We start from the raw sequence: 21369 nt of genomic DNA on the forward strand, positions 1-21369 counted from the left end.
TATCAGACGGTTCCGCCCAGACTGCCTTCAAGCTCGACCATCTCCTGACCACCGGCCATCAGGTCCTGCAGCTCTTCCGGGGTGATCTGGCCACGCTGCGCCGTACCCAGCGTTTGACCGCGGTTGAGTACCGTGAACCGGTCCCCCACTGCCAACGCATGGCGGACGTTATGAGTAATAAAGACCACTGCAATACCCTGCTTGCGCACCTTGTCGATGGTCGCCAGAACGTTGGCTGTTTGGCGCACCCCAAGGGCCGAGGTCGGTTCATCCAAGATCAGAACCTTCGCCCCGAAATGCACCGCCCGCGCGATGGCGACGGTCTGGCGTTCACCACCTGACAGCGTGCCCACCGCCTGATCAGGGCCGCGCAAGTTGATCCCCATTTTCTTCATCTCTTCCATCGTGACCTTGTTGGCATAGTCATGATCAAAAAAGTGAAGAGGTCCGACCTTCTTTACCGGCTCATTGCCCATGAAGAAATTGCGCGAGACCGACATCAGCGGGATCATGGCCAGATGCTGGTGTACGGTTGCGATCCCGGCCTCGATGGCATCACGCGGGTCGGCGAAATGCATGGGGTGGCCTTCGAACAGAATCTCTCCGTGCGTAGGCTGGTGCACGCCCGACATGGTTTTGATGAAGGTCGACTTGCCCGCACCGTTGTCGCCGAGAAGGCAGTGGCATTCACCGGGGAACACGTCCACCGAGACACCCGCCAGCGCGATCACGCTGCCGAAGTGCTTTTCGATGTTTTTCATCTGGATGATGGGTTCATGTTCGGGATTCATATCAACGCTCCCCCGTGATGATGCGGCGGATATAGGTGTTGAGGATCACAGCCCCAAGCAGGATCACCCCTAGGAAGACCCGGAACAGCGAGCTTTCGACACCGGCAAAGAACAACCCCTGTTGCACCACGCCAAAGATCAACGCGCCCAGCGCCGCGCCCAGTACCGAGCCGTATCCTCCGGTCAGAAGCGCGCCGCCGATGACCACGGCGATGATCGCCTCGAACTCTTTCAGCAAACCCCGGTCAGCACCAGCCGATCCGAACTCCATCACCTGACAGACCGCAAAGACGGTGGCGCAGAAGGCCGTGAACATAAACATCAGAATCTTGACCCGGTTCACAGGCACACCCGAGTTGCGCGCCGCCTCAGCATCCCCGCCCGAGGCGAAGATCCAGTTGCCGAACCGCGTTTTGGTCAGCAGCACGTGACCAAAGATGATCAGTGCGATCGCCCAGACGATCAGCATTGGAATACCATCCACAACTGGCTGACCGGCGCGGGTGCCACGCTCGAATACGGCGATGATCCCGGCATCCCCGAGCCATTGGAACAATCCCTGCAAAATTTTACCACCAAAGATCGGCGCCAGCCAATCGCCTTCGGCTGCGTCTTTCACACCGCCGATAATAGTTTTGCGCTCGATCACCTGCGGCAGGAAGATTGTAAAGCCGCGCAAAATGAACAGAAAGGCCAGCGTTACGATAAAGCTGGGCAAACCAGTCCGGATCACGATCCAACCGTTCAGCGCGCCGATTGCCACCGCCATTGCAAACGTGACGAGAATCGCCATCCAGACCGGCCACGCCAGCGTGACCGAGAAAATTGCGATCATCATGCCCGAAAAGCCGATCATCGACCCGACTGACAGGTCAAACTCACCCGCGATCATCAGAAGGCAGGCACCCACGGCGATGATCATGAACTGTGCCGAGACAACCGACCAGTTCATCATGCCCTGTGCATTGAACATGCCGCTGTCGAAAGCGAACAAAAGGAAGAAGGTGAAGACGGCAACGGTGCCGACCATCCCGCCGAGTTCAGGCCGGATCAAGGCCTTGCGCAGCGGCGATATTTCTTTAATCCGTTCGTCGGTTACAGCCGTGTTTTGAGCAGACTCGCTCATTAGAACGCCCCTCCGAGTTAAGCAGTGATTTTGCGTCAGATAGTTGTTGGCGGGCGCCGCTTTGGCGGGGCGCCCGCGCTGTAAGAATCAGCGGTACTCGCCAGCAAATTCTTCGATCTTGGTCAGACCATCAGCAGTTACGAAGCCGGGACCCGAATTGATATTGTTGCCCGGCAAAACGCCATAGCGGTGGTAGTTGGTCATCACAACAACCGGCAGGTAAGCCTGCAGGAAGGGCTGCTGATCAATTCCCCACTGGATCACGCCAGACTTGATGCCTTTGACAATCTCACCACCCAGATCGAAGGTGCCGAAATAGATGTCACCGGCCATACCATTTTCTTCCAGCGCCAGAATTGTCGGATCAGCCGAGGTTGGACCCAGTGTCAGAACCGCATCAGTATCCGGGTTCGCCGACAGATAGGCCAGCACGCGGTTCTTGATCTCGGCTGGGTCCTGGCCGGCGTCGATCATCTGATCCCCCAGTTCAATGCCCAAGCCGTCTGCAAAGCCCTGACAACGTTCCTGGCTTGAGGGCTGAACGATATAGTGGTTCACACAAAGGAACGAGCCGATGCCGTCACCCTTGGCGCGCTGGCCTGCAGCAAATCCGGCATCATATTCGGGCTGACCCACATACATCAGGGCACCAACTTCCCGGGCCTGATCCGGCGTACCAGTGTTCATGATGATGACATCAACGCCCGCATCGACCGCTGATTTGATCGGTCCGCTCAGCACATCATAATCCGCCAACGTGGTAATGATCCCGTTCGGACCCGAAGCAGCCGCCTGATCGATAATCCGCGCCATATCAGCAAGGTCGCCAGTGGGCGGATTGCGGTATTCGACTTCGACACCCATCTGGTCGCCTGCCAGCGCGATGCCGTTCTTGATCGTGTTCCACCAGCTATCGCTGTCTGGCGCGTGGCTGACCAGAATGTATTTCTCACCTTCCGCCGCAGCGCCCGTGGCTGCGATCAGAGGCGTCGCAGCTACCGCCGCCGCCAGCGCCAACTTCTTCGTCAGTGAAGTCATGATGTCCTCCCAAAACTCATGTTATCGCGGATTGAGGCAGTCCTTCGCACCTCTCCGACTCGAGTTAGAGCATATCTGCCAAAATTTTGCAACCGGTTGCAAACGGTGTCAGATGTGTTTCATACTGTATCTGCCAGAGAATACAGGTAAAAGGACTGCCACTAAACGCAGGAAGGTCAGACGGATCATGGCTGTCACATTGAAAGAGGTTGCAGAACGCGCCGGCGTTTCACGTTCGGCGGTGTCGCGCACTTTCACCGATGGGGCCTCGGTATCCTACAAGATGCGCCGAAAAGTCGAGAAGGCCGCGCGTGAGCTGGGATACAGCCCAAATGCACTGGCTTCATCTCTGACCACAGGCCGAACTAAGCTGATCGGTCTGGTCTCGAACAACTTCCACAACCCGATATTTCTTGAAGTTTTCGACCTCTTTACCAGGGGGCTGCAGGACCGAGGCCTGCGCCCGTTGCTGGTGAATCTGACCGACGAGGTTGAACCCGAAAATTCGGTACGAATGCTGCGCCAATATTCGGTCGATGGCGTTGTCGTAGCGTCGTCGACCTTGCCGCCCGGGTTCGCAAAAGCGTTTCGGGATGCTGGCGTACCAGTGGTGCACAGCTTTGGCCGGTCATCCTCTTCACCGCAGGTTCATGTGGTCGGGATCGACAATGTGGAATGCGGACGCATGGCGGCCCGCGAGCTGGTCGCGCGTGGTTACACGAAAGTAGCCTTTCTAGGCGGACCCGAAGCGGCGACCTCGACTCAGGATCGCCATGCGGGCTTCATGTCAGAGATGGCCCGGCATCCTAGCATTGATGTGACCTGCTCGTTTGCTGAGGCTTACTCATTCGATGCAGGTCGTCAGGAAATGCTACGCTTGCTGCAATCTGAGCGGGCTGATGCATATTTCTGCGGTGATGACGTGTTGTCCATCGGGGTGTTGTCCGCAATTCTGGATAGTGGCCTAAAGGTGCCCGAAGACATCGGCATCATCGGCCTGAACGACATGGAAATGGCACGGTGGGAGAATATTGATCTCACCACCATCCATCAGCCGATCCGGCAAATCGTGAGTTCTTCGATCGAGCTGATGGTGGCAACCCTGAACGAACCCGACCGATATCCGGAGGCACGGATATTCCCATGCTCGGTGGTGGAACGGGGCACATTGCGCCCCGTATCTGAGAGTTAACGAAACATCGGCGGCCGGGCATCCATCCACGCGCTGCCCTGTTTCGCCGACTCGACCGCTGTATGCACAGCCGCCATCGACCGCACGCCGTCGGCCGCATTGGGCAAGCCGTCGCGGGTTTCCCCGGCAATAGCATCTGCGAGATCGCAATAGATATTCGCAACCGCCAACGGGAACCCTTCGGGATGCGCAATCGCCACCCGGCTGAGTCGTTGCGCGTCTTCATGCAGCCCGCCTTCGCCTTTTTCTATGATCTGCAGGCGACCACCAACAGGCGTGTAGATAAGCTGGTTCGGCTGCTCCGACGCCCATCGAAGACCGCCGGTTTCTCCGAACACCTGAATGTCGAACCCGTGCTGCCGACCGATGGCGACCGAAGAGGTCCACAACCGGCCAACAGCGCCTTTTGTCGTGCGGAAGTTGACCATGGCATCATCTTCAAGTTCACGGCTGCCAATGGTTGAAGCAAAATCTGCAGACAGGGTCTCAACCTCATCATCCGCAATGAATCCGGCCATGTGCATCGCGTGGATACCGCAATCAGCGAACTGCCCGGAAACACCCGCCATCGCAGGATCATAGCGCCAGCGCACGCGTGGATTGTCAGCATCAGTGGCGTCTCCGTGATGGCCGTGACTGAAATTGGTAACGACCAGACGGATTTTGCCGATCTCACCTGCGCGCACCATCGCGCGAGCCTGACGCACCATCGGATAAGCCGAGTAACAGTAGTTTACCGCGCAAATCTTCCCTGATTTCTCGGCGACTTTGATAATCTCTTCGCCCTCTTCCACCGTCATGGTCATGGGCTTTTCGCACAGCACGTTGAACCCGGCCTCAAGGTAGGCTTTGGTGATCTCGAAATGCGTCGCATTTGGAGTGGCTACTGTGACCAGATCAATCCGATCCTCGCGCCCGCGCTCACCTTCCAGCATCTCGGTCCAGTCGCCGTAGGCTCGGTCTGCCGCGATACCCAATCGTTGGGCGTATTCGCGACCAATGTCAGGCCTGTGATCCAGCGCTCCGGCGGTGAATTGGAAATGCCCGTCCGCCAGCGCCCCCAACCGGTGCGCCGGTCCGATCTGGCTACCTTCGCCGCCTCCGATCATGCCCCATTTCAGCTTGGTCATGGTCTGGACCTCCTTAACTGAAACCAATTGATTCAAGGTATTCACGATTCTTCCGCGCGTCCCCTACAGGATCAGGGTCGAGCGTTGGGTCGCAATCCTGCTCGACCGTGCACCATCCTGTGAAACCAGCGTCCAGCAGCACCTGGCGAACGGTCGGAAAGTCCACGTCGCCGTCGCCCAGATTGCAGAAAATCCCCTGCCCGCAAGCATCATAGAAGCCCGTCCGATTGGCAATTACATCCGCTTTCACTGTCGGAGAGATATCCTTGAAGTGCATGTACGAGATCCGATCAACGTAGCGCTTCATGAAGCCGACCGGATCGAACCCGGCATAAGAGTGATGCCCCGTATCGAAGCAAATTTTAAGAAGGCTTTCATCGACCTCGTCCAGCAAACGGATAAGTTCAGGTTCAAAGTCCATGAAGCCCGCAGCATGAGCGTGCATCCCAACGGTCAGCCCGTATTCCTCGGACCCGATCCGCGCGCTTTCAGAAATCCGATCCCGGAACGCCGTCCACTCGGCCTTGTCCATCTGCTCAGCCTCATCGGCGCGACCAGCGGTTGGCGCGCGGCGGGGTGAGATCGCATCGATCAGCACCATGTGCTGCGCCCCATGCGCTTTCAATGCGCGAGCGGTGCGGTGGGTGGCGTCCAGCACGTCTTCCCACGCGTCGGGGTCGTGATAGTTGCGGAACACAACGCCGCCGATCAGTTCAAGATCATGCTCGGCCAGCGCATCGGCCAGCACCGCAGGGTCTTCGGGCATGAAGCCCACCGGGCCCAATTCGATACCCTTATACCCGGCCGCAGCGCATTCGCTGAGAACGGTTTTCCAATGCGGATTGCGCGGGTCCTGCGCAAATTCCACGCCCCAGGAACAGGGCGCATTGCCAATTCTGATGCTCATCTTGTCTTGTCTCCGATGCTCAGAAATCTTCGATATTTTTCCAGCTTTCATCCGCTGACGATGCCAATGCCGCAGCGACGACCCGGTTGACCTCATGCCCGTCGTGGAAGGTCGGCCAGACCGGTTTACCTGTCTCGATCGCGCGCAGGAAATCTCGCGCCTCGATGATGATCTGATCCTGATAGCCCGTGCCATGGCCCGGCCCTTGGCAGAACGGCTCATAGTCCGGGTGCGCAGGGCCGGTCAGGATCTTACGAAAGCCACGCTCAGCTTCGGGACCCTCCATACGGTAGAGCCACAAAACGTTCTGGTCTTCCTGATCAAAGCGGATCGCACCATTGGTGCCACTGATCTCATAGGCATAGCCCATCTTGCGCCCAGTCGCGATTCGACTGATATAGATCGATCCCATTGCTCCGTTCGCGAACCGCACCATCATCTGAGCGTGGTCGTCATTGTCAACTTCGCCACCCGGGCGGCTATTGTGCACGGTTTCGACCTCGGCCATCACGCGTGAAATCGGGCCGATCAAAGCCAGTGCGGCATTGATCATATGAGGCGCAAGATCACCCATCGTTCCGTTCGACATTCCTGTTGTACGCCAGGTTGCCGGGGCTTGAGGGTGCGCGTAGAAATCTTCGGTATGCTCACCACGAAACCATGTGATGTCGCCGATCTCTCCTTCGGCTATCAGAGCGCGAGCGTATTGGCTGGCCGGGGTGCGGATATAGTTGAAACCAACCATGTTGGCCAAGCCCGAGGCCTCGGCCGCTGCTGACATCGCTGCACCATCTTCCAGAGACGCGCCCAAAGGCTTTTCACACAGCACCGGTTTGCCCAGCGCAAACGCTGCCTGAGCGATCTCGCGATGTGTTTCCGGAGGCGTGGCGATCACGACGGCCTCGACCTTCGGGTCGTTCACCAACACACGCCAGTCATCCGTCGAGCGCGCGAATCCATAGGCCTGACGATACCGCTCAGCGCTTTCCGGTGACGAGGCGCACACCATCTCTAACCGTGGTCGCAAGGCCGTGTTGAACACCGCCCCAACCGAGGACATGGCGACCGCATGGGCCTTGCCCATATATCCGCCGCCTAGAATGCCAATGCCGATCTCTGCCATTCCGACGTCCTCCCTCGCTTTTTCTTGAAAACCATTTGCAACCGGTTGCAAAACTTGTATCGTGAGAATAGGACTCTCGCAAGCTGCATTCGGCACTGCATCATAATTTTCCTAAAGGAGCCCGCAGACATGTCCGCGCAACACGACACTGTTTACCTGACAACGGCGCAGGCGATCATTCGCTGGCTGTCGAACCAGTTCATCGAGATCGATGGTCAGGAATATCGCCTATGTGGCGGGGGTTTCGGAATTTTTGGTCATGGCAATGTGACCTGCTTAGGCGAGGCACTGAATACTGTCCGGGATGAACTGCCGTTGTATCGCGGACAGAATGAACAGAGCATGGGATTCGCCGCCGCGGGCTATGCCAAGCAATGGCTGCGTCAGCGATTCATGTTCTGCACCGCTAGCGCAGGCCCCGGCACTGCGAATCTGTTGACTGCTGCTGGACTGGCCCATGCGAACCGACTGCCAATGCTGATGTTGTGCGGGGACACGTTCATCACCCGCTTGCCGGATCCGGTTCTGCAGCAGATGGAGAACTACTATGACCCGACGTTTGGTGTGAATGACGCCTTCAAACCGGTCAGCCGCTATTGGGATCGCATCACGCATCCGGCACAGGTCATTCAATCTCTGCCCGCCGCTATAGCGACAATGCTGGACCCGGGCGATTGCGGGCCGGCGTTCCTTGGGCTGCCACAGGATGTGCAGGGTTGGACCTATGACTACCCGGTGAAGTTCTTTGAGAAAAAAGTGCATCGCATTCGCCGCCAATCTCCCGATGCTAATGAAATCGCCGATGCCGCTACCGCTTTGGCCGGCGCGAAACGCCCGATGATCATTGCGGGAGGGGGCGTGCAGTATTCCAAAGCCGTGACCGATTTGACCGAATTCGCCGAAAAGTTTCAGATTCCGGTCGTCGAAACCATCGCGGGCCGCGCCAATATGCTGGCGACCCATCCGCTGAACATTGGCCCGATCGGCGTCACTGGATCGGACAGTGCCAACGCAATTGCAGAGCAAGCCGATGTGATTGTCGCCGTCGGGACGCGGCTGCAGGATTTTACCACCGGATCGTGGACCGCCTTTGCCAAAGACGCTCAGTTCATCTCGATCAATGCTGCGCGGCATGATGCGGGTAAGCACATGTCCTTACCAGTTGTTGGGGATGCCAAGCTTTCAATTCAGGCTCTAACACAGGCAATTGACTACACGGCTGCATCCGATTGGGTTTCACTGGCGCAGGACGAACGGCGTAAATGGGATGCCTATGTGGCCGAGAATGTCGCGTACGGGAACCGCCCAAGCTCCTACGCGCAAGCCATCGGCGTTGTGAACGAGCTTTGCGACCCGCGTGACCGTGTGGTCGCCGCTGCCGGAGGTTTGCCCGCCGAGGTCACTGCCAATTGGCGCACGCTGGATATTGGCACCGTTGATGTCGAGTTCGGATTCTCCTGCATGGGCTATGAGATCGCGGGCGCTTGGGGCGCGCGCATTGCCCAATCTGAGCGTGAGCCGGATAAGGACACGATTACCTTCTGCGGTGATGGCTCATATCTGATGCTGAACTCGGACATCTATTCCTCGGTTCTGAGCCGTAAGAAGATAATTGTTCTGGTGCTGGACAATGGCGGTTTTGCAGTAATCAACAAGCTGCAGAACAACACAGGCAACGAAAGCTTCAACAACCTGCTGGAAGACTGCCCCACCATCCCCGAAGCCTTTGGTGTTGATTTCGCGGCCCACGCAGCCTCGATGGGGGCCACCAGCGAAAAGGTCGCGAACCCGGCAGAACTGGCCGAAGCGTTCAAGCGCGCCAAGGCCAGCGACAAGACTTATGTGATTGTGATGGACGTGGACGCCTATGAAGGCTGGACCACTGAAGGCCATGCATGGTGGGAGGTTGGAACACCCCACACTTCGGCTGACGAGAGGGTTCGTGATGCCCATGTCGAATGGGAATCGACCCGCGAAAAACAACGCAAGGGCATCTGATGAAACGGTTCAAGGCAGAAACGGCTGACCCAGACGTCATTGTGGATGAATTGCTGAACGGTGACGGAGTCGTCGCAATCTCGGGCCTTTTCACCCCTGAAGAGATCGCCGAGGCACGTGCCATCGTCATGGCCGAATCCGAAACGGCGGCCGAGAAAGTGACCCATTTCCAAGGCGCTGCGGAAGAAGATGGCAAACTGAACCTGCAGCGGCGGGTCTGGAACCTGTTGGCCAAGGGCGACGTGTTTTCACGTATGGCTGCACATCCGGTTCTGATGAAGATCCTCCGCAAGTTTCTGGGGACCGAGTTCATCATGGGCTCGATCGCTGCCAATCGCATCCTGCCGGGCGGGCCGGGGCAGGAGCCGCATGTCGACTATCCCTATTGGGACTTTCACAGCCCCGAAACGCATCCCGTCGGTCTGAATGGATCATTTCCAATGAATGCACAGGTCTCGGTTTTGCTGGACCCGTTCACCAAGGAAAGCGGCGCGACCGGCTATGTACCCGGATCGCAGAAAGAGCTTCGTTATCCCACGCCCGAAGACAAGTTCTATGACAAATTCGAGCAGATGACCGGTGAGCCTGGCGATGTTGCTCTGTTCTATGGCGTGACATGGCATTGCGCGATGCCCAACAAAGCGGATCACGACCGCAGCGCGATCCTGATCCAGTATCTGCCCAAATGGGTCAAACCAATGGAAGATATGCCCGCTGCGCTGCCAAAGGACTTCCTTGATCAGGCAAGCCCGGATATGCGGCAATTGTTGGGTTTGAACTACCCCTACCCCGAGGTGCTTGATGCTGCGCGGGCAGGCAATACCGAGGGACGCACGTGACTCTGATCGAAGGTATAAAAGGTAACCGCTTTGCCGTGTTCGGCAGGGCCGGAATGGACATGTTTGCGGATCCGGTCGGAACCAAAAGCGAAGACGCACAAGTGTTTCGCGCCGATCTGGGCGGATCAAGCGCCAATATCTGCGCCGGACTGGTGAAGCTGGGATCGCAAGCGGCGCTGGTCACCTCGGTCTCGGATGATGCCGTGGGGCGGTTCTGTGTGAACCGGCTGCGGGACTATGGCGTTGAAACGAGATATGTCCGAGCTGTGGGTGGCGAGGCGCGTACGTCCTTGGCTGTCTACGAAAGTTGCATCGAAGACTTTCAGAATGTCATCTACCGCAACGGCGCCGCTGATTTCCAGGTAACCGAGGCGGATATGGATGAGGTCGACTACAGCGCCTTCTCAGCCCTGATCACGGCGGGCACGGTGTTTGCTGCGGAACCCTCACGCTCGGCCACCTTCCGCGCATTTGAAAATGCGCGCGCCTCAGGTCTGCCGGTGATTTTCGACATCGATTACCGCCCCTATAGTTGGCCATCACCCAAAGTCGCCTCGGAGGTTCTGACCCGCGCAGGGAATGAAAGCGATCTGATCGTAGGCAATGATGAAGAGTTCGGCTTTATGGCGGGCGGCATCGAAAAAGGTTTAGACAAGGCCCGCGAATTGGCGGCCAACGGCAAGATGGTGATCTACAAGATGGGCCATGAAGGGGCCATTACGCTGGCAGACGGGCAAGAGGTCCGCACAGGCATCTACCCGGTTACCGCCGTGAAGCCCAACGGCGCAGGCGACAGTTTTCTGGCCGGACTGCTGGCCTCGGTCGCTGCGGGGCATGACCTGCGCGATGCGGTGCTGCGCGGTTCGGCCTGCGCGTCGATCGTCGTGTCGAAACCCGGCTGCGCCGGGGCCATGCCGACGACGCCCGAACTTGACGAATTTCTGGCCCAACACCCGGGCTCCACGGATACCTGAAAGGAGACGCAGATGCATATTGCGCCCCATGACAACCAGAACAAACCTATCGTCGATGCCGACCATGATCTGGTGCCGCTAAACTATTTCAACATCGTCAAACTGAAAAAGGGCGAAGTGTTCGAATATGCCGTACCGGGCTATGAGACCTGCATCGTGCCCGCCACCGGTACCGTGGATGTCGATGTGGACGGCGCGATCTATACCAACCTTGGCAACCGCACCATCGACGTCTGGGATGGCGAGCCCGAGGGCGTATACGTTCCCGTCGGCGCCAAGGTTCGAATAACCTGCATGACGGATGAAACCGAAACCTTCATCGCGGGCGCAAAATTCGACCGTGTACTTGAACCCTTTGATGTCCGCGTACCCGAGCTGGATTTGGTGCAGTATGGATCGGACGACACCAAAACCCATCGAAAAATCAAACACATTCTGGGCGCGAACCATCACGACAAGGTCGGCCGCTTGCTGGTGTCTGAACTTTATACCGTGGGTCAGGGCGGCTGGTCCGGCTTTCCCAGCCACAAACATGACACCGACCGCAAAAGCGACGATGGCGAAATGATCGAAACCCGCCATGACGAAACCTATAATTTCCGCTTCCGGCCCAACTATGGTTCTGGCGTCCAGATGCTGCAGCGCGAAGACAACAAGCCGGGTGATGCCTATCACATCATGGATGGCTCGACGATCCTGCTGGACAAGGGCTATCACCCCTGCGCAGTTTTGCCGGGGTATGAAATGTACTATTTCACCATCCTCGGCGGGCTCAGTCAGCGCTCGCTGAAGCAGTATTTCCAACCGACCCATGCAGCCCAGCTGCATACGATCCCGGGCATTATGGACATGGTGGCCAAGTTCAAATGAGCCTTGTGACATTATCGGACGTGCTGCAACCCGCGCTGCGTGACGGCTATGCCGTGGCCGGGTTGGTGACGTTGGGCTGGGAGGATATGCGTGCCTACGTGGCCGCTGCAGAAGCCGAAGGCGTACCGATCATCCTGCAAGCCGGCCCATCATGCCGCGAACACACGCCGCTGCCGGTTCTGGGCAAGATGTTCCGCCATCTGGCCGAAGGGGCCAGTGTGCCTGTCGTGGCCCATCTGGACCATGGCTACACCCATGACGAATGCCACATCGCCATCGACAGCGGCTTCACCTCTGTCATGTTTGACGGCTCACGCAAGCCTTTGGAACAGAATATCGCCGAGACCGCTGCAATTGCCGAGATGGCCCATGCCGCTGGTGTCTCCTGCGAGGGGGAAATCGGTTTTGTCGGCTATTCGGGTGGTGAAGGTTCGGACGGAACCGACCCCGAGGAAGCCGCGCAATTCGCCCGAGAGACCGGCGTGGATGCAATGGCGATCTCGGTCGGCAACGTCCATTTGCAGCAGAACAAAGAGGGCGGTCTGGACGAGGCCCGTATCCGCGCCATCGAAGCCGTGACCGATATACCTCTGGTGATCCATGGCGGCTCGGGCGTACCGGTTGCGCAGCGTGCTACGCTGGCGCGCGGATCGAAAATCTGCAAATTTAACATCGGGACCGAGCTGCGAATGGCCTTTGGGAATGCCCTGCGAACGGCCGTGAATGCCGATCCGGACAGGTTCGACCGCGTTCAAATACTGAAAGATACACATGAACCGGTGGTCGAGGCGACGCGCCGAGTACTGAAAGCGTTCAAAGGGGCATGACATGCTGAATATTGGGCTATTGGGATGCGGGCGGATCGGTCAGGTTCATGCGCGCTCGATCGGGCAGATTGATAGCGCACGGGTGAGCGCAGTGGCGGACGCATTCACAGAACCGGCTCAGATGCTGGCCGACAAAACTGGCGCACAGATCCTGTCGGCGAACGAACTGATCGAAAGCAAAGATGTCGATGCTGTCGTCATCGGTACTCCGACCGACACCCATTACGATCTGATCCATAAAGCGGCGAATGCCGGCAAAGCGATCTTCTGCGAAAAGCCGGTGGACATGTCCGCTGACCGCATCCGCGATTGCATCAAGGTTGTCGAAGCCACCGGCGTGCCCTTCATGACGGCCTTCAACCGCCGCTTTGATCCGAGCTTTGCCAATATTCAATCCCGCATCGCCGAAGGTGAGATCGGCGCGGTCGAAATTGTTACCATTCTGTCCCGCGACCCCTCGCCGCCACCGATCAGCTATATCGAAAGCTCGGGTGGGTTGTTCCGCGATATGATGATCCATGACTTGGATATGGCACGTTTCTTACTGGGCGAAGAACCTATCAGCGTTTACGCTGTTGGATCATCGCTCGTCGATCCCGAGATCGGCAAAGCCGGAGACGTCGACACCGCAGCCGTAACCCTGACGACGGCCAGTGGCAAGATTTGCCAGATCTCCAACTCGCGCCGCGCCAGCTATGGCTATGATCAGCGCATCGAGGTGCATGGCGCGAAGGGTATGTTGCGGGCTGAAAACATGTTGGAGAATGCGGTTGAGGTCGCGACTCCGTCGGGTTTCCGCAAAGCCCCCGCCCAGCATTTCTTTCTTGAACGCTACGAAGGCGCCTATCAAGCTGAGATGGCCCATTTCACTGCCGCTGTGTCCGGATCAGGACAACTTGCACCAGGTATCATCGATGGGCTGCGGGCTCAGTTGCTGGCCGATGCGGCGGACGCGTCCTTGAAGCAGGGCACCGTTATCAGCCTCGCTTGAGGTTTTTGGGAAATCATCGAGGTTCAAGGTACGACGCGCCAAACTCGTACCCCCTCAAGAAATCATCAGACATCTTCTAGGCGCGCCGTATCGTTTTGGTATCTGGGCGAGATGTCCGGAATGTGTCTGAAAGATTAATTTTCCCAACTACGGGGAACCCCCAATATACGGGCCTACACGCATCGCATAACCTGAACTCAACGGACCACTTTCACTGATCCGTGTATCCCCTTCAGAGGGGTTGGCTCGACCCCCTCGCCGACCCCTCTGCTAGGTGGAATGTGAGGCGACGCTTTCAGTCTTATACCGCTACCGCGAGATTTGGACGAGGCGGGCTTTTTTTCGGGCTTTAGACCTGTTCACTTTGTGCGACGACGGCGTCACCGATCAACGAAAAAGAAGTGCGTGCTGTTTCTTTAATTGTTTAATTTCTATGCTTTACAATCAAACCTCGACACCCCGAGAGAACAGTTGTCACGAGCGCGACAATGCGCGCCTAAAGGCTCCACAACTTTGCGGTGCTATATTAGATCGCTGAAACAAGCGCATTCACGGCTCCGGCAAAACCAGCCACTGCCACAATACTCGCCAAAATGACGCAAAGGATTTCCAACGCACTGAGTTTCATATCGGCCCCCACCGGAATGCTGCACACGGCATAGAGCAAGTCTTGAAAGGCGAAAAGTGAGCTTATGTTTACGTTGCGGAAACTTGCTATCCAGGCAGCGCTTACTTGCTCAGATACCGCTCTCAGGACGTTAGTTGGGGTCGTTCTGATGGCATTTCTATCTTGACCTGTTGCACCTCTGCATCGCCGATTGCACATCATTCGGCGCGCAACGATCAATGGAAAGATACCTGAAACTGCGCCCATAGAATCTAATGGCGCTGTCGAGGTACACCATAGCTACACCCAGATGCGCGATACAAAAGATTTGAACGCGCATTGTATCAATGCCACCGAAAATGCGCTTCATTCATTGGACGATCAGAAGACTGCTCGTGGGGCGGCATATCGAACTAGGTAACCCCCTCAAATCCAGTTGGAAAAACTAGAAAGTGCTAAAAATAAAGACATGCCGCCCACTGTGGCAGGATGGCATTATGGCAAAAATGTGTCCACGGCTAAATTCGAAACTCTTAGTTCGTGAATTGGAAACAAGATGTTTCGGAAAGATTCTCGGGACCACTGAGAACCCTGCACTTCGAAGGTGCTCAGTGATGAGAGTTTGAATTCGAAAGATAACACTGTGACGTCACTCTCTCCACCTATGAAGAAGGCTCGATAAGCGGACCATCGCTGCTTGGTGTCCTTCTCAGCAGAAACTACAATACCTCTCATTGGATGAGGGATAGCCTCATCAAGCTTCAACCGAATTGAACGGCCAACACTGGATGGGCACTTCCCGAGCTACTGAACTGACACTTTAAACTGGAATGCATCTTGCTTCCCCATCTGTGCCCATCGCGCATCCTTCGTTCCAGAGAACGGGTCAAGTCATCAAACCTTGGGAGCAAAATTTGTTGTAAACAAAAACGAGGGAGTTCTAGGTTAGTTCAATATACTTCAACTGATGAGCATCCATTTTGACGAAATATAGTACAATGCTTCAATTGGTAGAAATCCAAAGATCTAATTCAATTATAACACGACCCTTGGGTTTTACCGTTGTGTTGTCATAGAGAAAGATGAATTAGCAGCGCTTGAAGTCTTGGTACGTGTTGATGCAAAAATTGAAGCCAATGACAAGATGTCAAGAAACGCCTTTTGTCGATATTCAAGTGGCATTCACTCTTTGACCTCTTAATGTGCATCCTTATCTCGCGCTGCGACGGTGCGTTTCATTCTTATTCACCGGAATCAAGCACTTATGAAGTAATGCGGAAGCTTTCCCTCTTTAACATCTACCAATGACCGGAAAGTATCAGTTCATATCACCCACCACTAAATTTATTTATTTATATCTGGAGCTTAACAAATACCTGCGTTCTCAAATGCAAATGTCGAGCGCGTTTAATGTCGACGAGTTACTGAGATTAGTGTACTACTGACCCTAACTGTGGGGTTATTTTTATTTAAAACAATCGATCAGGGTGTCGAATTTTAGGCATTAGAAACGTTTAATCTATTTACTTTGAGGTCAAGATATGGGGTAGACCAGACAAAGTTTTCCAAGACTAAAACTCCCGAAGCCCGCCTAATGGCCATCGTGTTCATTGATGCATGTGGGTACTCGTTAGCGGTTCGCGAAACTGAAATGCGAACCCTATCCACTATTCGCGCGGATCTGAATTTAGCCAGTGAAGTAGTGGTCGCTCTTGGAGGTGAAGTCACGGGTATTGCTGGTGATGGTTTTTGCGCGACATTCAGAAGTGTTTCAGTCGCGGTAGAAGCCTCGTTGAGGGTACAGGAAACTCTTTCTGAACAAGTCGGAAACTATGATCGCGGGTTCAGGATCGGTGTACATGTTGGTGATACATTTGAAATAGACCGCCAAATCATAGGGAATACCGTAAACACCGCGGCCCGTATCGAAAGTGCTGGATCGGCCGGTGATGTCCTGGTCTCCAGTGCGGTCCGAAATTCGCTTCAGGGTGGAAACGACTTTCGGTTTGTCTCCATCGGCTACCCAACACTAAAAAATCTGGGAAACTCTCTCGAGTTATTCAAGGTGATCAGAGTTTCGGACCAAGAGTCGCTGGCAAAGGCCCGTCTCGAATTGATTGGGTATCCGAAGTATTGGGGCTCCCAAAACACTTTGCTGGACCTAAGCAACGAGCAGACAATGCTTCTCTCGCTCTTAGCTTGCTCTCAAGGTGTTTTTTCAGCGCATCGGGCTGGCGAAATTATTTGGGAGGACCAGTCTACTTCTGAAAGGTCTGCTTTATTGGAGCGGCTCGTCGACGCCACCAATGAACACACCGGTTTGGCAACCCTAATCAGTGTAGTTCGCGACAAAGATCTCATTTGCCTCAATCAACAAGAATTGGAAATAGACGTAACGGAGCCAGCAGCAGAACTATCGAATAATAGGCTGTTGGAGGGTTTCAATTGCCGCAATGCTGCTTTCATGGATTGGCTCCAGCATCAACGGTCTGCGGTTCGATGCATCAACCAAGATGGTGCTAATCTAGTAAGTAAAACCGATCTCACAACTCAGCCAACGCCTAATGCGTCATGGGTAGAAACTACGAGAACAAATTTCGTAATTGGCCTTCTAGCCTCAGATGTGGGAGCGGGATCGGAAAAAGCCTCTTTCGTAGCAAATATCGTCGCAGAGCAGCTATCAAAATCTCTTTCGGAAACCGAGGCCCTGATTGTTCAGGACTATCGCACCCCGAACGTGCCCGGGCCATACAACTCCAGCCCCAGCCACGGTGTTGGTCCCGACTTGTTTCTTCAGTGCAGAGCGTCAGCCTGCGAAAGCATGCTTCAAGTTTCTGTCACTGCAATGCGCCCCGAGGACCGGAAAGTTATTTGGAATCAGAATGTGGTGGCTGATCAGGGCGACTTTCTTGGGCTCTCAACCTCCAGCGTTGCAGCTTTTGTAAGCTACGCTACCGATGCGCTCCTCACGGCATTGGTGAACGGGCGTCATATGCGAGACCCCGCTGCCCATCATGCTGCAAAGACGGCGATCTCAGCAGTCCATCACTTGCTAACAATGTCCGGACCCGGTTTGGACCATTTGCAGGCAGACATATTGGCGGCCTACGAAATCGACCCCAAGCCTGTTTACTTGGCCTGGCTAGCATATTTTACGACGTTCCAAATCGGCGAACGTTACGGAACGTGGGACATTGAGCTTGAAGAAAGAGCACGAGAGCTAGCGAGGCGAGCAGTCGAAGCTGACGCAGATAACGGGACCGTTTTAGGGCTTGTCGCTCACGTCTATTCCTACGTGTTCCGCGAGTTTTCGATTGCTCAGGACCTTTCTGACAGAGCCCTGGAGCTGAGCCCATATCGTGCAATGTGTTGGGATTCTGCTGCGATGCTCTATTGCTATACCGATCGTCCGAGGCTTGCAGTGGAGGCCGCGAACAAAGCTAGGGTTATCGGACGGCACAGCCCTTATCGTCATCTATTCGACGGCGCAAGCTGCGTAGCTTCGTTGGTAAATGGCGACTTCGAACAAGCCGTCAAATTTGGCGAAAACGTAATGGCGGTACAACCACAGTTTAAAGCAGTTATGCGCTATCTGGCGGCATCTTACGGTCACTTGGGCGATCACACCAAAGGTGAGAAAGCGTTACATCGACTTGTCGAATTGGAGCCAGACATGTCTCTCACAAGTATTCGAGAAGACTGGTTTCCGGTTCCAACCCGCTTCAGCGCAAAACTTATGGAGGATGGTCTGAGCCGTATCGGGCTGCCAAAACAAATTTAGTATTTCGATCAAGGGAGGGGGATTCATTGAATTACGTTAGTTTTCTCAACAACTTCGGTATGCTCGTTCGGCGTGGGGAATTGATTTCGTGTAAAGTTTTAAAGCTGGCGAACTTGGGCGCAGCGAACAATCCTGAGCGAAATAGGGATGAACTTGTATCGCTAATCTATGACGAACAGCAGCAAACATTCTGGGCGTACATCAATGCGATTCGTGAGATCAAGGACGACATAATTGATGATCCAACACTTGAAAAATTGAATTTGTTTTTTGATGAGATGACGCTGGTAGATCGTCTTCAGCGGAACGAACAAGTAGCTAATTCGGTTGCCACAGAAATTGGAAGCCGGTCTGCACTCGGAGCCGCTGTAATTGCGATGGGTCAGTCTTCATCCTTTGCCCTGAACCGCAACAGAAATAGAAACCGCAATAGAAACAGGAATCGAAATAGAAACAGAAATAGGAATCGAAATAGAAACAGAAACCGCACTGAGTTCGATTTCGGTGGGAGCGATGCCTCATTTGGGTGGCGCGAAATGCGTGATCTCTGTAAAATTGGCATTCCTATTGATACAAGTATTCTCGGGAAAATCTGGGAGAATATTGATCTTCTACCACCTCCAGGACCCGATGAAAGCCTGAACGAAACCACTCATCTGCTGGAGCTTCAGGAGCAACTGAAACAGCCAGATCAAGTGCGCCGTCGCGACGAAATTGTTGCACAAGCGCAGTTCGGAATTGACGATTACCTGACCCCTTTAGGGATTGACGAGCAGGGCGGATTTGATGCGACGAAGGCCTTGATGGTCATCCTGCTGGAAATCACCAACGAGATCGGCCTTACTTACAAGAATAGGTTCAGCCGACCTCGACCAAACATCGTGCAGCCGCTTATCCGTCCTTACATCCCCGTACCCTATCACGCTGCATATCCATCCAACCATTCTTATCAATCATTCGCGATTGCAGAGCTGTTCTCTCGGCTGGTTCCCGAGCATCCGGGAACGATAGCGCTTTTCCATCGCGCCCAGCGTATTGCCGAGAACCGAGAATGGGCAGGTCTACACTACCCAAGTGATACAGCTGCAGGACGAAGTCTCGCAAAGAAAACAGTGGTTTATCTAACAGAAGCTCTCGATGAATTGATGGATGAAGCCCAAGACGAATGGCTGGGATAGCTACAAAGGGGAGGTGAGCCAATGCCTGTTGGCGATGAGTTATATAAACGTTACTACTATCTTTGGCATCTGGTGGCGATCAATGCGATTTCCGTACCAACTGGCACCTCATCTGGTGAGGTTTGCCCGACGATAACTGGTGTCGAATGGGATTTTGCAGGACGGGATGTAAAAATTGGCCTCATTGATATGGGGGTGGCCCGGCATCATCCAAACTTAGAAGCGCCAGAGGCCCCCCTTCCCCCTCCAGATCAAGTTATTTGGAATGACGCAATTGATCTAGCGAGCCACCCGTATGGAGCAAAGTACGAGGAGTTATCGGCATATCCTGCAGCAAACAGACACCGCGAGCTACCAGAACAACATTTGACCGGAATCAGCGCTTTGGTCATACCTGGTCTCGACCCCGAAGAAACCGAGATAATTAACAGAATTAGTAACGGTTTTGGCGTCAAGCGTTACGTCGATGCCTATGATGATCGGTATGCCGCTCACGGGACTGGATGTGCCGGCCTGACGAGCGGTACCAGTTATGAATTGGATCAGTTCGGCAATGCGGGTAATGTTGCCCCTTACTTTGGCGTAGACCCGCTAAGCAAAATAGTTCCTATCACAACTTCAATATCTCCTAGCCCTGAAGAACTGATAGCGGCCTTTCTTTATGCAGAAGCGAAAGGTGTGGATGTCATTCTATTTCCGCGCGATGCCGCTGACCCTTCGTATTGGCCCGGCTATCCAACCTCTTTTGACGATGATGAAGAGACCCGCCTTCACAAAAGCAAGGCGGGAGAAGTTCATGAAGATGTTTTGGATATCCAAAAAGCCTGGGCTCTACTTGAGAAAGTCATAGAATGGGTGAGCAAGCAGACGCCTGTTGTATGCGCCGCAGGTAATGAGGGCAGGAGTGAACTGATTTACCCGGCCAGTTTGTCATCGAATTCCGCAAACGGTGTCATTTCAGTAGGCGCCGTCAATTACAACGGCTACCGATCGGGTTATTCCAACTACTCGGGTGATCTGACCGTAGTCGCACCTTCAGATGACGGAGAAGTATATAACCGATACCAAATCCGATTGGACCGTCGCGCTGCTTCAGCAGGCGACTTCTGGGTAGAGAACGTGCACAAAAAGCGCGAACCACCTTATGATGATATCCCTGAAATTTCATTTGCATCACAACGGTTACTTTCGTTGGATGTTCCAGGACCGCGGGGCTACGTGGAAGGAACATTCGCTGGCCCCGTGAAGAAACGAGAAAGTGCGCGCGACGATCCTTCGGGATTATATGCTGAATTTGGGGGCACATCAGGTGCTGCTGCCTTGGTAGCCGGTGCAATCGCGATGATGCAGCGCAAGTCGACTTCAAAGGTGTCAGGTGTTGACGTCAAGAACATTTTCGAAGGTTTTTCGGCTGATACCAATAAACTAAATCTAGACCACTGGTATTGGTTAGATGCAGGGTCATCTTTGCAGCCAGATGCCATGAACTCATATACTACACCGAGCACTGATGAGCTTTTTGGGCAGGCAGGACTATTGGACGTCGCAAAACTGCTTTTACAGGTTTGAACAAACTAGGACGTGTGATGGGTTGATGCCGCTCCTTTCAAGGCATTTTGCCGCAAAGGAGATTGAATATGGGAATGAAGCGCACGGATTGATTCGTCTCTGCTGCGAGACGGATCAAGCTGATCATTGGGCTTTCACGCCAACAGACTGCGTTTGAACGCGGCATTGGCATTAAGCGATCGGAACGCTTGGTGCAGAATACCAATATCGCGCCATTAATGGGTTGAGATCAGAAGCACGTAGAGCGATAGATTCAGGGTCATCCCTATTCTCCCATTCTTCATCACGCGTCGATTTAAGGGCGTGGCGCGATAAAGTGTCTGATCGTTAAGCAATTGATCCGGTGGACTGTTTGTAGTCTGCACGGGCTGCTCTGGGATTTTCTAGAGTTGGTTGCGGGAGCAGGATTTGAACCTGCGACCTTCAGG

Annotated in this window: 16 protein-coding genes; 10 read left to right on the forward strand and 6 right to left on the reverse strand. The window is 54.7% G+C overall.

The window, feature by feature from the left end; genetic code table 11:
• Window positions 1-2: 2 nt before the first annotated feature.
• The 3 genes from ACR0NE_RS04050 to ACR0NE_RS04060 all read right to left on the reverse strand — a co-directional run bounded on the left by ACR0NE_RS04050 (window position 3) and on the right by ACR0NE_RS04060 (window position 2955).
• Window positions 3-791: an ATP-binding cassette domain-containing protein gene (locus ACR0NE_RS04050; protein WP_170395006.1), complete on the reverse strand. Its 789-nt coding sequence runs from the start codon at window positions 789-791 to the stop codon at window positions 3-5.
• Between the two features lies 1 nt (window position 792).
• The gene (locus tag ACR0NE_RS04055) at window positions 793-1917 is read right to left on the reverse strand and encodes an ABC transporter permease (RefSeq protein WP_170408588.1); all 1125 of its coding nucleotides are present in this window, start codon (window positions 1915-1917) and stop codon (window positions 793-795) included.
• A gap of 87 nt (window positions 1918-2004) precedes the next feature.
• The gene (locus ACR0NE_RS04060) at window positions 2005-2955 is read right to left on the reverse strand and encodes a sugar ABC transporter substrate-binding protein (RefSeq protein WP_170395010.1); all 951 of its coding nucleotides are present in this window, start codon (window positions 2953-2955) and stop codon (window positions 2005-2007) included.
• Between the two features lie 187 nt (window positions 2956-3142).
• Here ACR0NE_RS04060 and ACR0NE_RS04065 point away from each other — a divergent pair, with 187 nt between their 5' ends.
• Window positions 3143-4147 carry a LacI family DNA-binding transcriptional regulator gene (locus tag ACR0NE_RS04065; RefSeq protein ID WP_170598225.1) on the forward strand — a complete coding sequence of 335 codons (1005 nt, stop codon included), beginning with the start codon at window positions 3143-3145 and terminating at the stop codon, window positions 4145-4147.
• Here ACR0NE_RS04065 and ACR0NE_RS04070 read toward each other — a convergent pair.
• From ACR0NE_RS04070 to ACR0NE_RS04080, 3 genes are read right to left on the reverse strand one after another with little or no spacing between them, the layout of a single operon-like run.
• On the reverse strand, window positions 4144-5277 hold the full coding sequence (locus ACR0NE_RS04070) for a Gfo/Idh/MocA family protein (RefSeq protein WP_170598222.1): 1134 nt from the start codon (window positions 5275-5277) through the stop codon (window positions 4144-4146). The two genes, ACR0NE_RS04065 and ACR0NE_RS04070, sit on opposite strands and share 4 nt — an antisense overlap.
• Before the next feature lie 13 nt (window positions 5278-5290).
• Window positions 5291-6184, reverse strand: a complete 894-nt coding sequence (locus tag ACR0NE_RS04075; protein WP_170515248.1) for a sugar phosphate isomerase/epimerase family protein — start codon at window positions 6182-6184, stop codon at window positions 5291-5293.
• Window positions 6185-6203: 19 nt separating this feature from the next.
• Entirely contained in the window at window positions 6204-7307 is a 1104-nt protein-coding gene (locus tag ACR0NE_RS04080; protein ID WP_170598219.1) for a Gfo/Idh/MocA family protein, read from the reverse strand.
• Window positions 7308-7436: 129 nt separating this feature from the next.
• Here ACR0NE_RS04080 and iolD point away from each other — a divergent pair, with 129 nt between their 5' ends.
• The 9 genes from iolD to ACR0NE_RS04125 all read left to right on the forward strand — a co-directional run bounded on the left by iolD (window position 7437) and on the right by ACR0NE_RS04125 (window position 20941).
• On the forward strand, window positions 7437-9305 hold the full coding sequence (gene iolD, locus ACR0NE_RS04085; RefSeq protein ID WP_170598216.1) for a 3D-(3,5/4)-trihydroxycyclohexane-1,2-dione acylhydrolase (decyclizing): 1869 nt from the start codon (window positions 7437-7439) through the stop codon (window positions 9303-9305).
• Window positions 9305-10144, forward strand: a complete 840-nt coding sequence (locus ACR0NE_RS04090; protein ID WP_170598213.1) for a phytanoyl-CoA dioxygenase family protein — start codon at window positions 9305-9307, stop codon at window positions 10142-10144. The genes iolD and ACR0NE_RS04090 overlap by 1 nt, the downstream gene beginning before the upstream one ends.
• Window positions 10141-11118 carry a 5-dehydro-2-deoxygluconokinase gene (gene iolC, locus ACR0NE_RS04095; RefSeq protein WP_170598210.1) on the forward strand — a complete coding sequence of 326 codons (978 nt, stop codon included), beginning with the start codon at window positions 10141-10143 and terminating at the stop codon, window positions 11116-11118. Before ACR0NE_RS04090 ends, iolC begins: the two co-directional genes overlap by 4 nt.
• Before the next feature lie 12 nt (window positions 11119-11130).
• Window positions 11131-11988, forward strand: coding sequence for a 5-deoxy-glucuronate isomerase (locus ACR0NE_RS04100; RefSeq protein WP_170395026.1), 858 nt, complete (start codon window positions 11131-11133; stop codon window positions 11986-11988).
• Window positions 11985-12815, forward strand: coding sequence for a class II fructose-bisphosphate aldolase (locus tag ACR0NE_RS04105; protein WP_170598208.1), 831 nt, complete (start codon window positions 11985-11987; stop codon window positions 12813-12815). Before ACR0NE_RS04100 ends, ACR0NE_RS04105 begins: the two co-directional genes overlap by 4 nt.
• A 1-nt stretch (window position 12816) precedes the next feature.
• The gene (gene iolG, locus ACR0NE_RS04110) at window positions 12817-13806 is read left to right on the forward strand and encodes an inositol 2-dehydrogenase (protein WP_170598205.1); all 990 of its coding nucleotides are present in this window, start codon (window positions 12817-12819) and stop codon (window positions 13804-13806) included.
• A gap of 2201 nt (window positions 13807-16007) precedes the next feature.
• Window positions 16008-18194, forward strand: coding sequence for an adenylate/guanylate cyclase domain-containing protein (locus ACR0NE_RS04115; protein ID WP_170598202.1), 2187 nt, complete (start codon window positions 16008-16010; stop codon window positions 18192-18194).
• 26 nt (window positions 18195-18220) lie between these two features.
• Window positions 18221-19372 carry a phosphatase PAP2 family protein gene (locus tag ACR0NE_RS04120; protein ID WP_170408598.1) on the forward strand — a complete coding sequence of 384 codons (1152 nt, stop codon included), beginning with the start codon at window positions 18221-18223 and terminating at the stop codon, window positions 19370-19372.
• Window positions 19373-19393: 21 nt separating this feature from the next.
• A complete protein-coding gene (locus ACR0NE_RS04125; RefSeq protein WP_170598199.1) occupies window positions 19394-20941 on the forward strand; it encodes a S8 family serine peptidase in 1548 nt (515 codons plus the stop codon).
• Window positions 20942-21369 lie beyond the last annotated feature (428 nt).

Source organism: Ruegeria sp. C9 (genome assembly GCF_056537585.1).

Coding starts and splice junctions, on each gene's coding strand:
- ACR0NE_RS04125 (WP_170598199.1), top strand. CDS start 19,394: ATGCCTGTTGGCGATGAGTTATATAAACGTTACTACTATCTTTGGCAT.
- ACR0NE_RS04065 (WP_170598225.1), top strand. CDS start 3,143: ATGGCTGTCACATTGAAAGAGGTTGCAGAACGCGCCGGCGTTTCACGT.
- ACR0NE_RS04070 (WP_170598222.1), bottom strand. CDS start 5,277: ATGACCAAGCTGAAATGGGGCATGATCGGAGGCGGCGAAGGTAGCCAG.
- iolG (WP_170598205.1), top strand. CDS start 12,817: ATGCTGAATATTGGGCTATTGGGATGCGGGCGGATCGGTCAGGTTCAT.
- ACR0NE_RS04105 (WP_170598208.1), top strand. CDS start 11,985: ATGAGCCTTGTGACATTATCGGACGTGCTGCAACCCGCGCTGCGTGAC.
- ACR0NE_RS04075 (WP_170515248.1), bottom strand. CDS start 6,184: ATGAGCATCAGAATTGGCAATGCGCCCTGTTCCTGGGGCGTGGAATTT.
- ACR0NE_RS04060 (WP_170395010.1), bottom strand. CDS start 2,955: ATGACTTCACTGACGAAGAAGTTGGCGCTGGCGGCGGCGGTAGCTGCG.
- ACR0NE_RS04050 (WP_170395006.1), bottom strand. CDS start 791: ATGAATCCCGAACATGAACCCATCATCCAGATGAAAAACATCGAAAAG.
- ACR0NE_RS04100 (WP_170395026.1), top strand. CDS start 11,131: ATGCATATTGCGCCCCATGACAACCAGAACAAACCTATCGTCGATGCC.
- ACR0NE_RS04080 (WP_170598219.1), bottom strand. CDS start 7,307: ATGGCAGAGATCGGCATTGGCATTCTAGGCGGCGGATATATGGGCAAG.
- ACR0NE_RS04115 (WP_170598202.1), top strand. CDS start 16,008: ATGGCCATCGTGTTCATTGATGCATGTGGGTACTCGTTAGCGGTTCGC.
- ACR0NE_RS04055 (WP_170408588.1), bottom strand. CDS start 1,917: ATGAGCGAGTCTGCTCAAAACACGGCTGTAACCGACGAACGGATTAAA.
- iolD (WP_170598216.1), top strand. CDS start 7,437: ATGTCCGCGCAACACGACACTGTTTACCTGACAACGGCGCAGGCGATC.
- ACR0NE_RS04090 (WP_170598213.1), top strand. CDS start 9,305: ATGAAACGGTTCAAGGCAGAAACGGCTGACCCAGACGTCATTGTGGAT.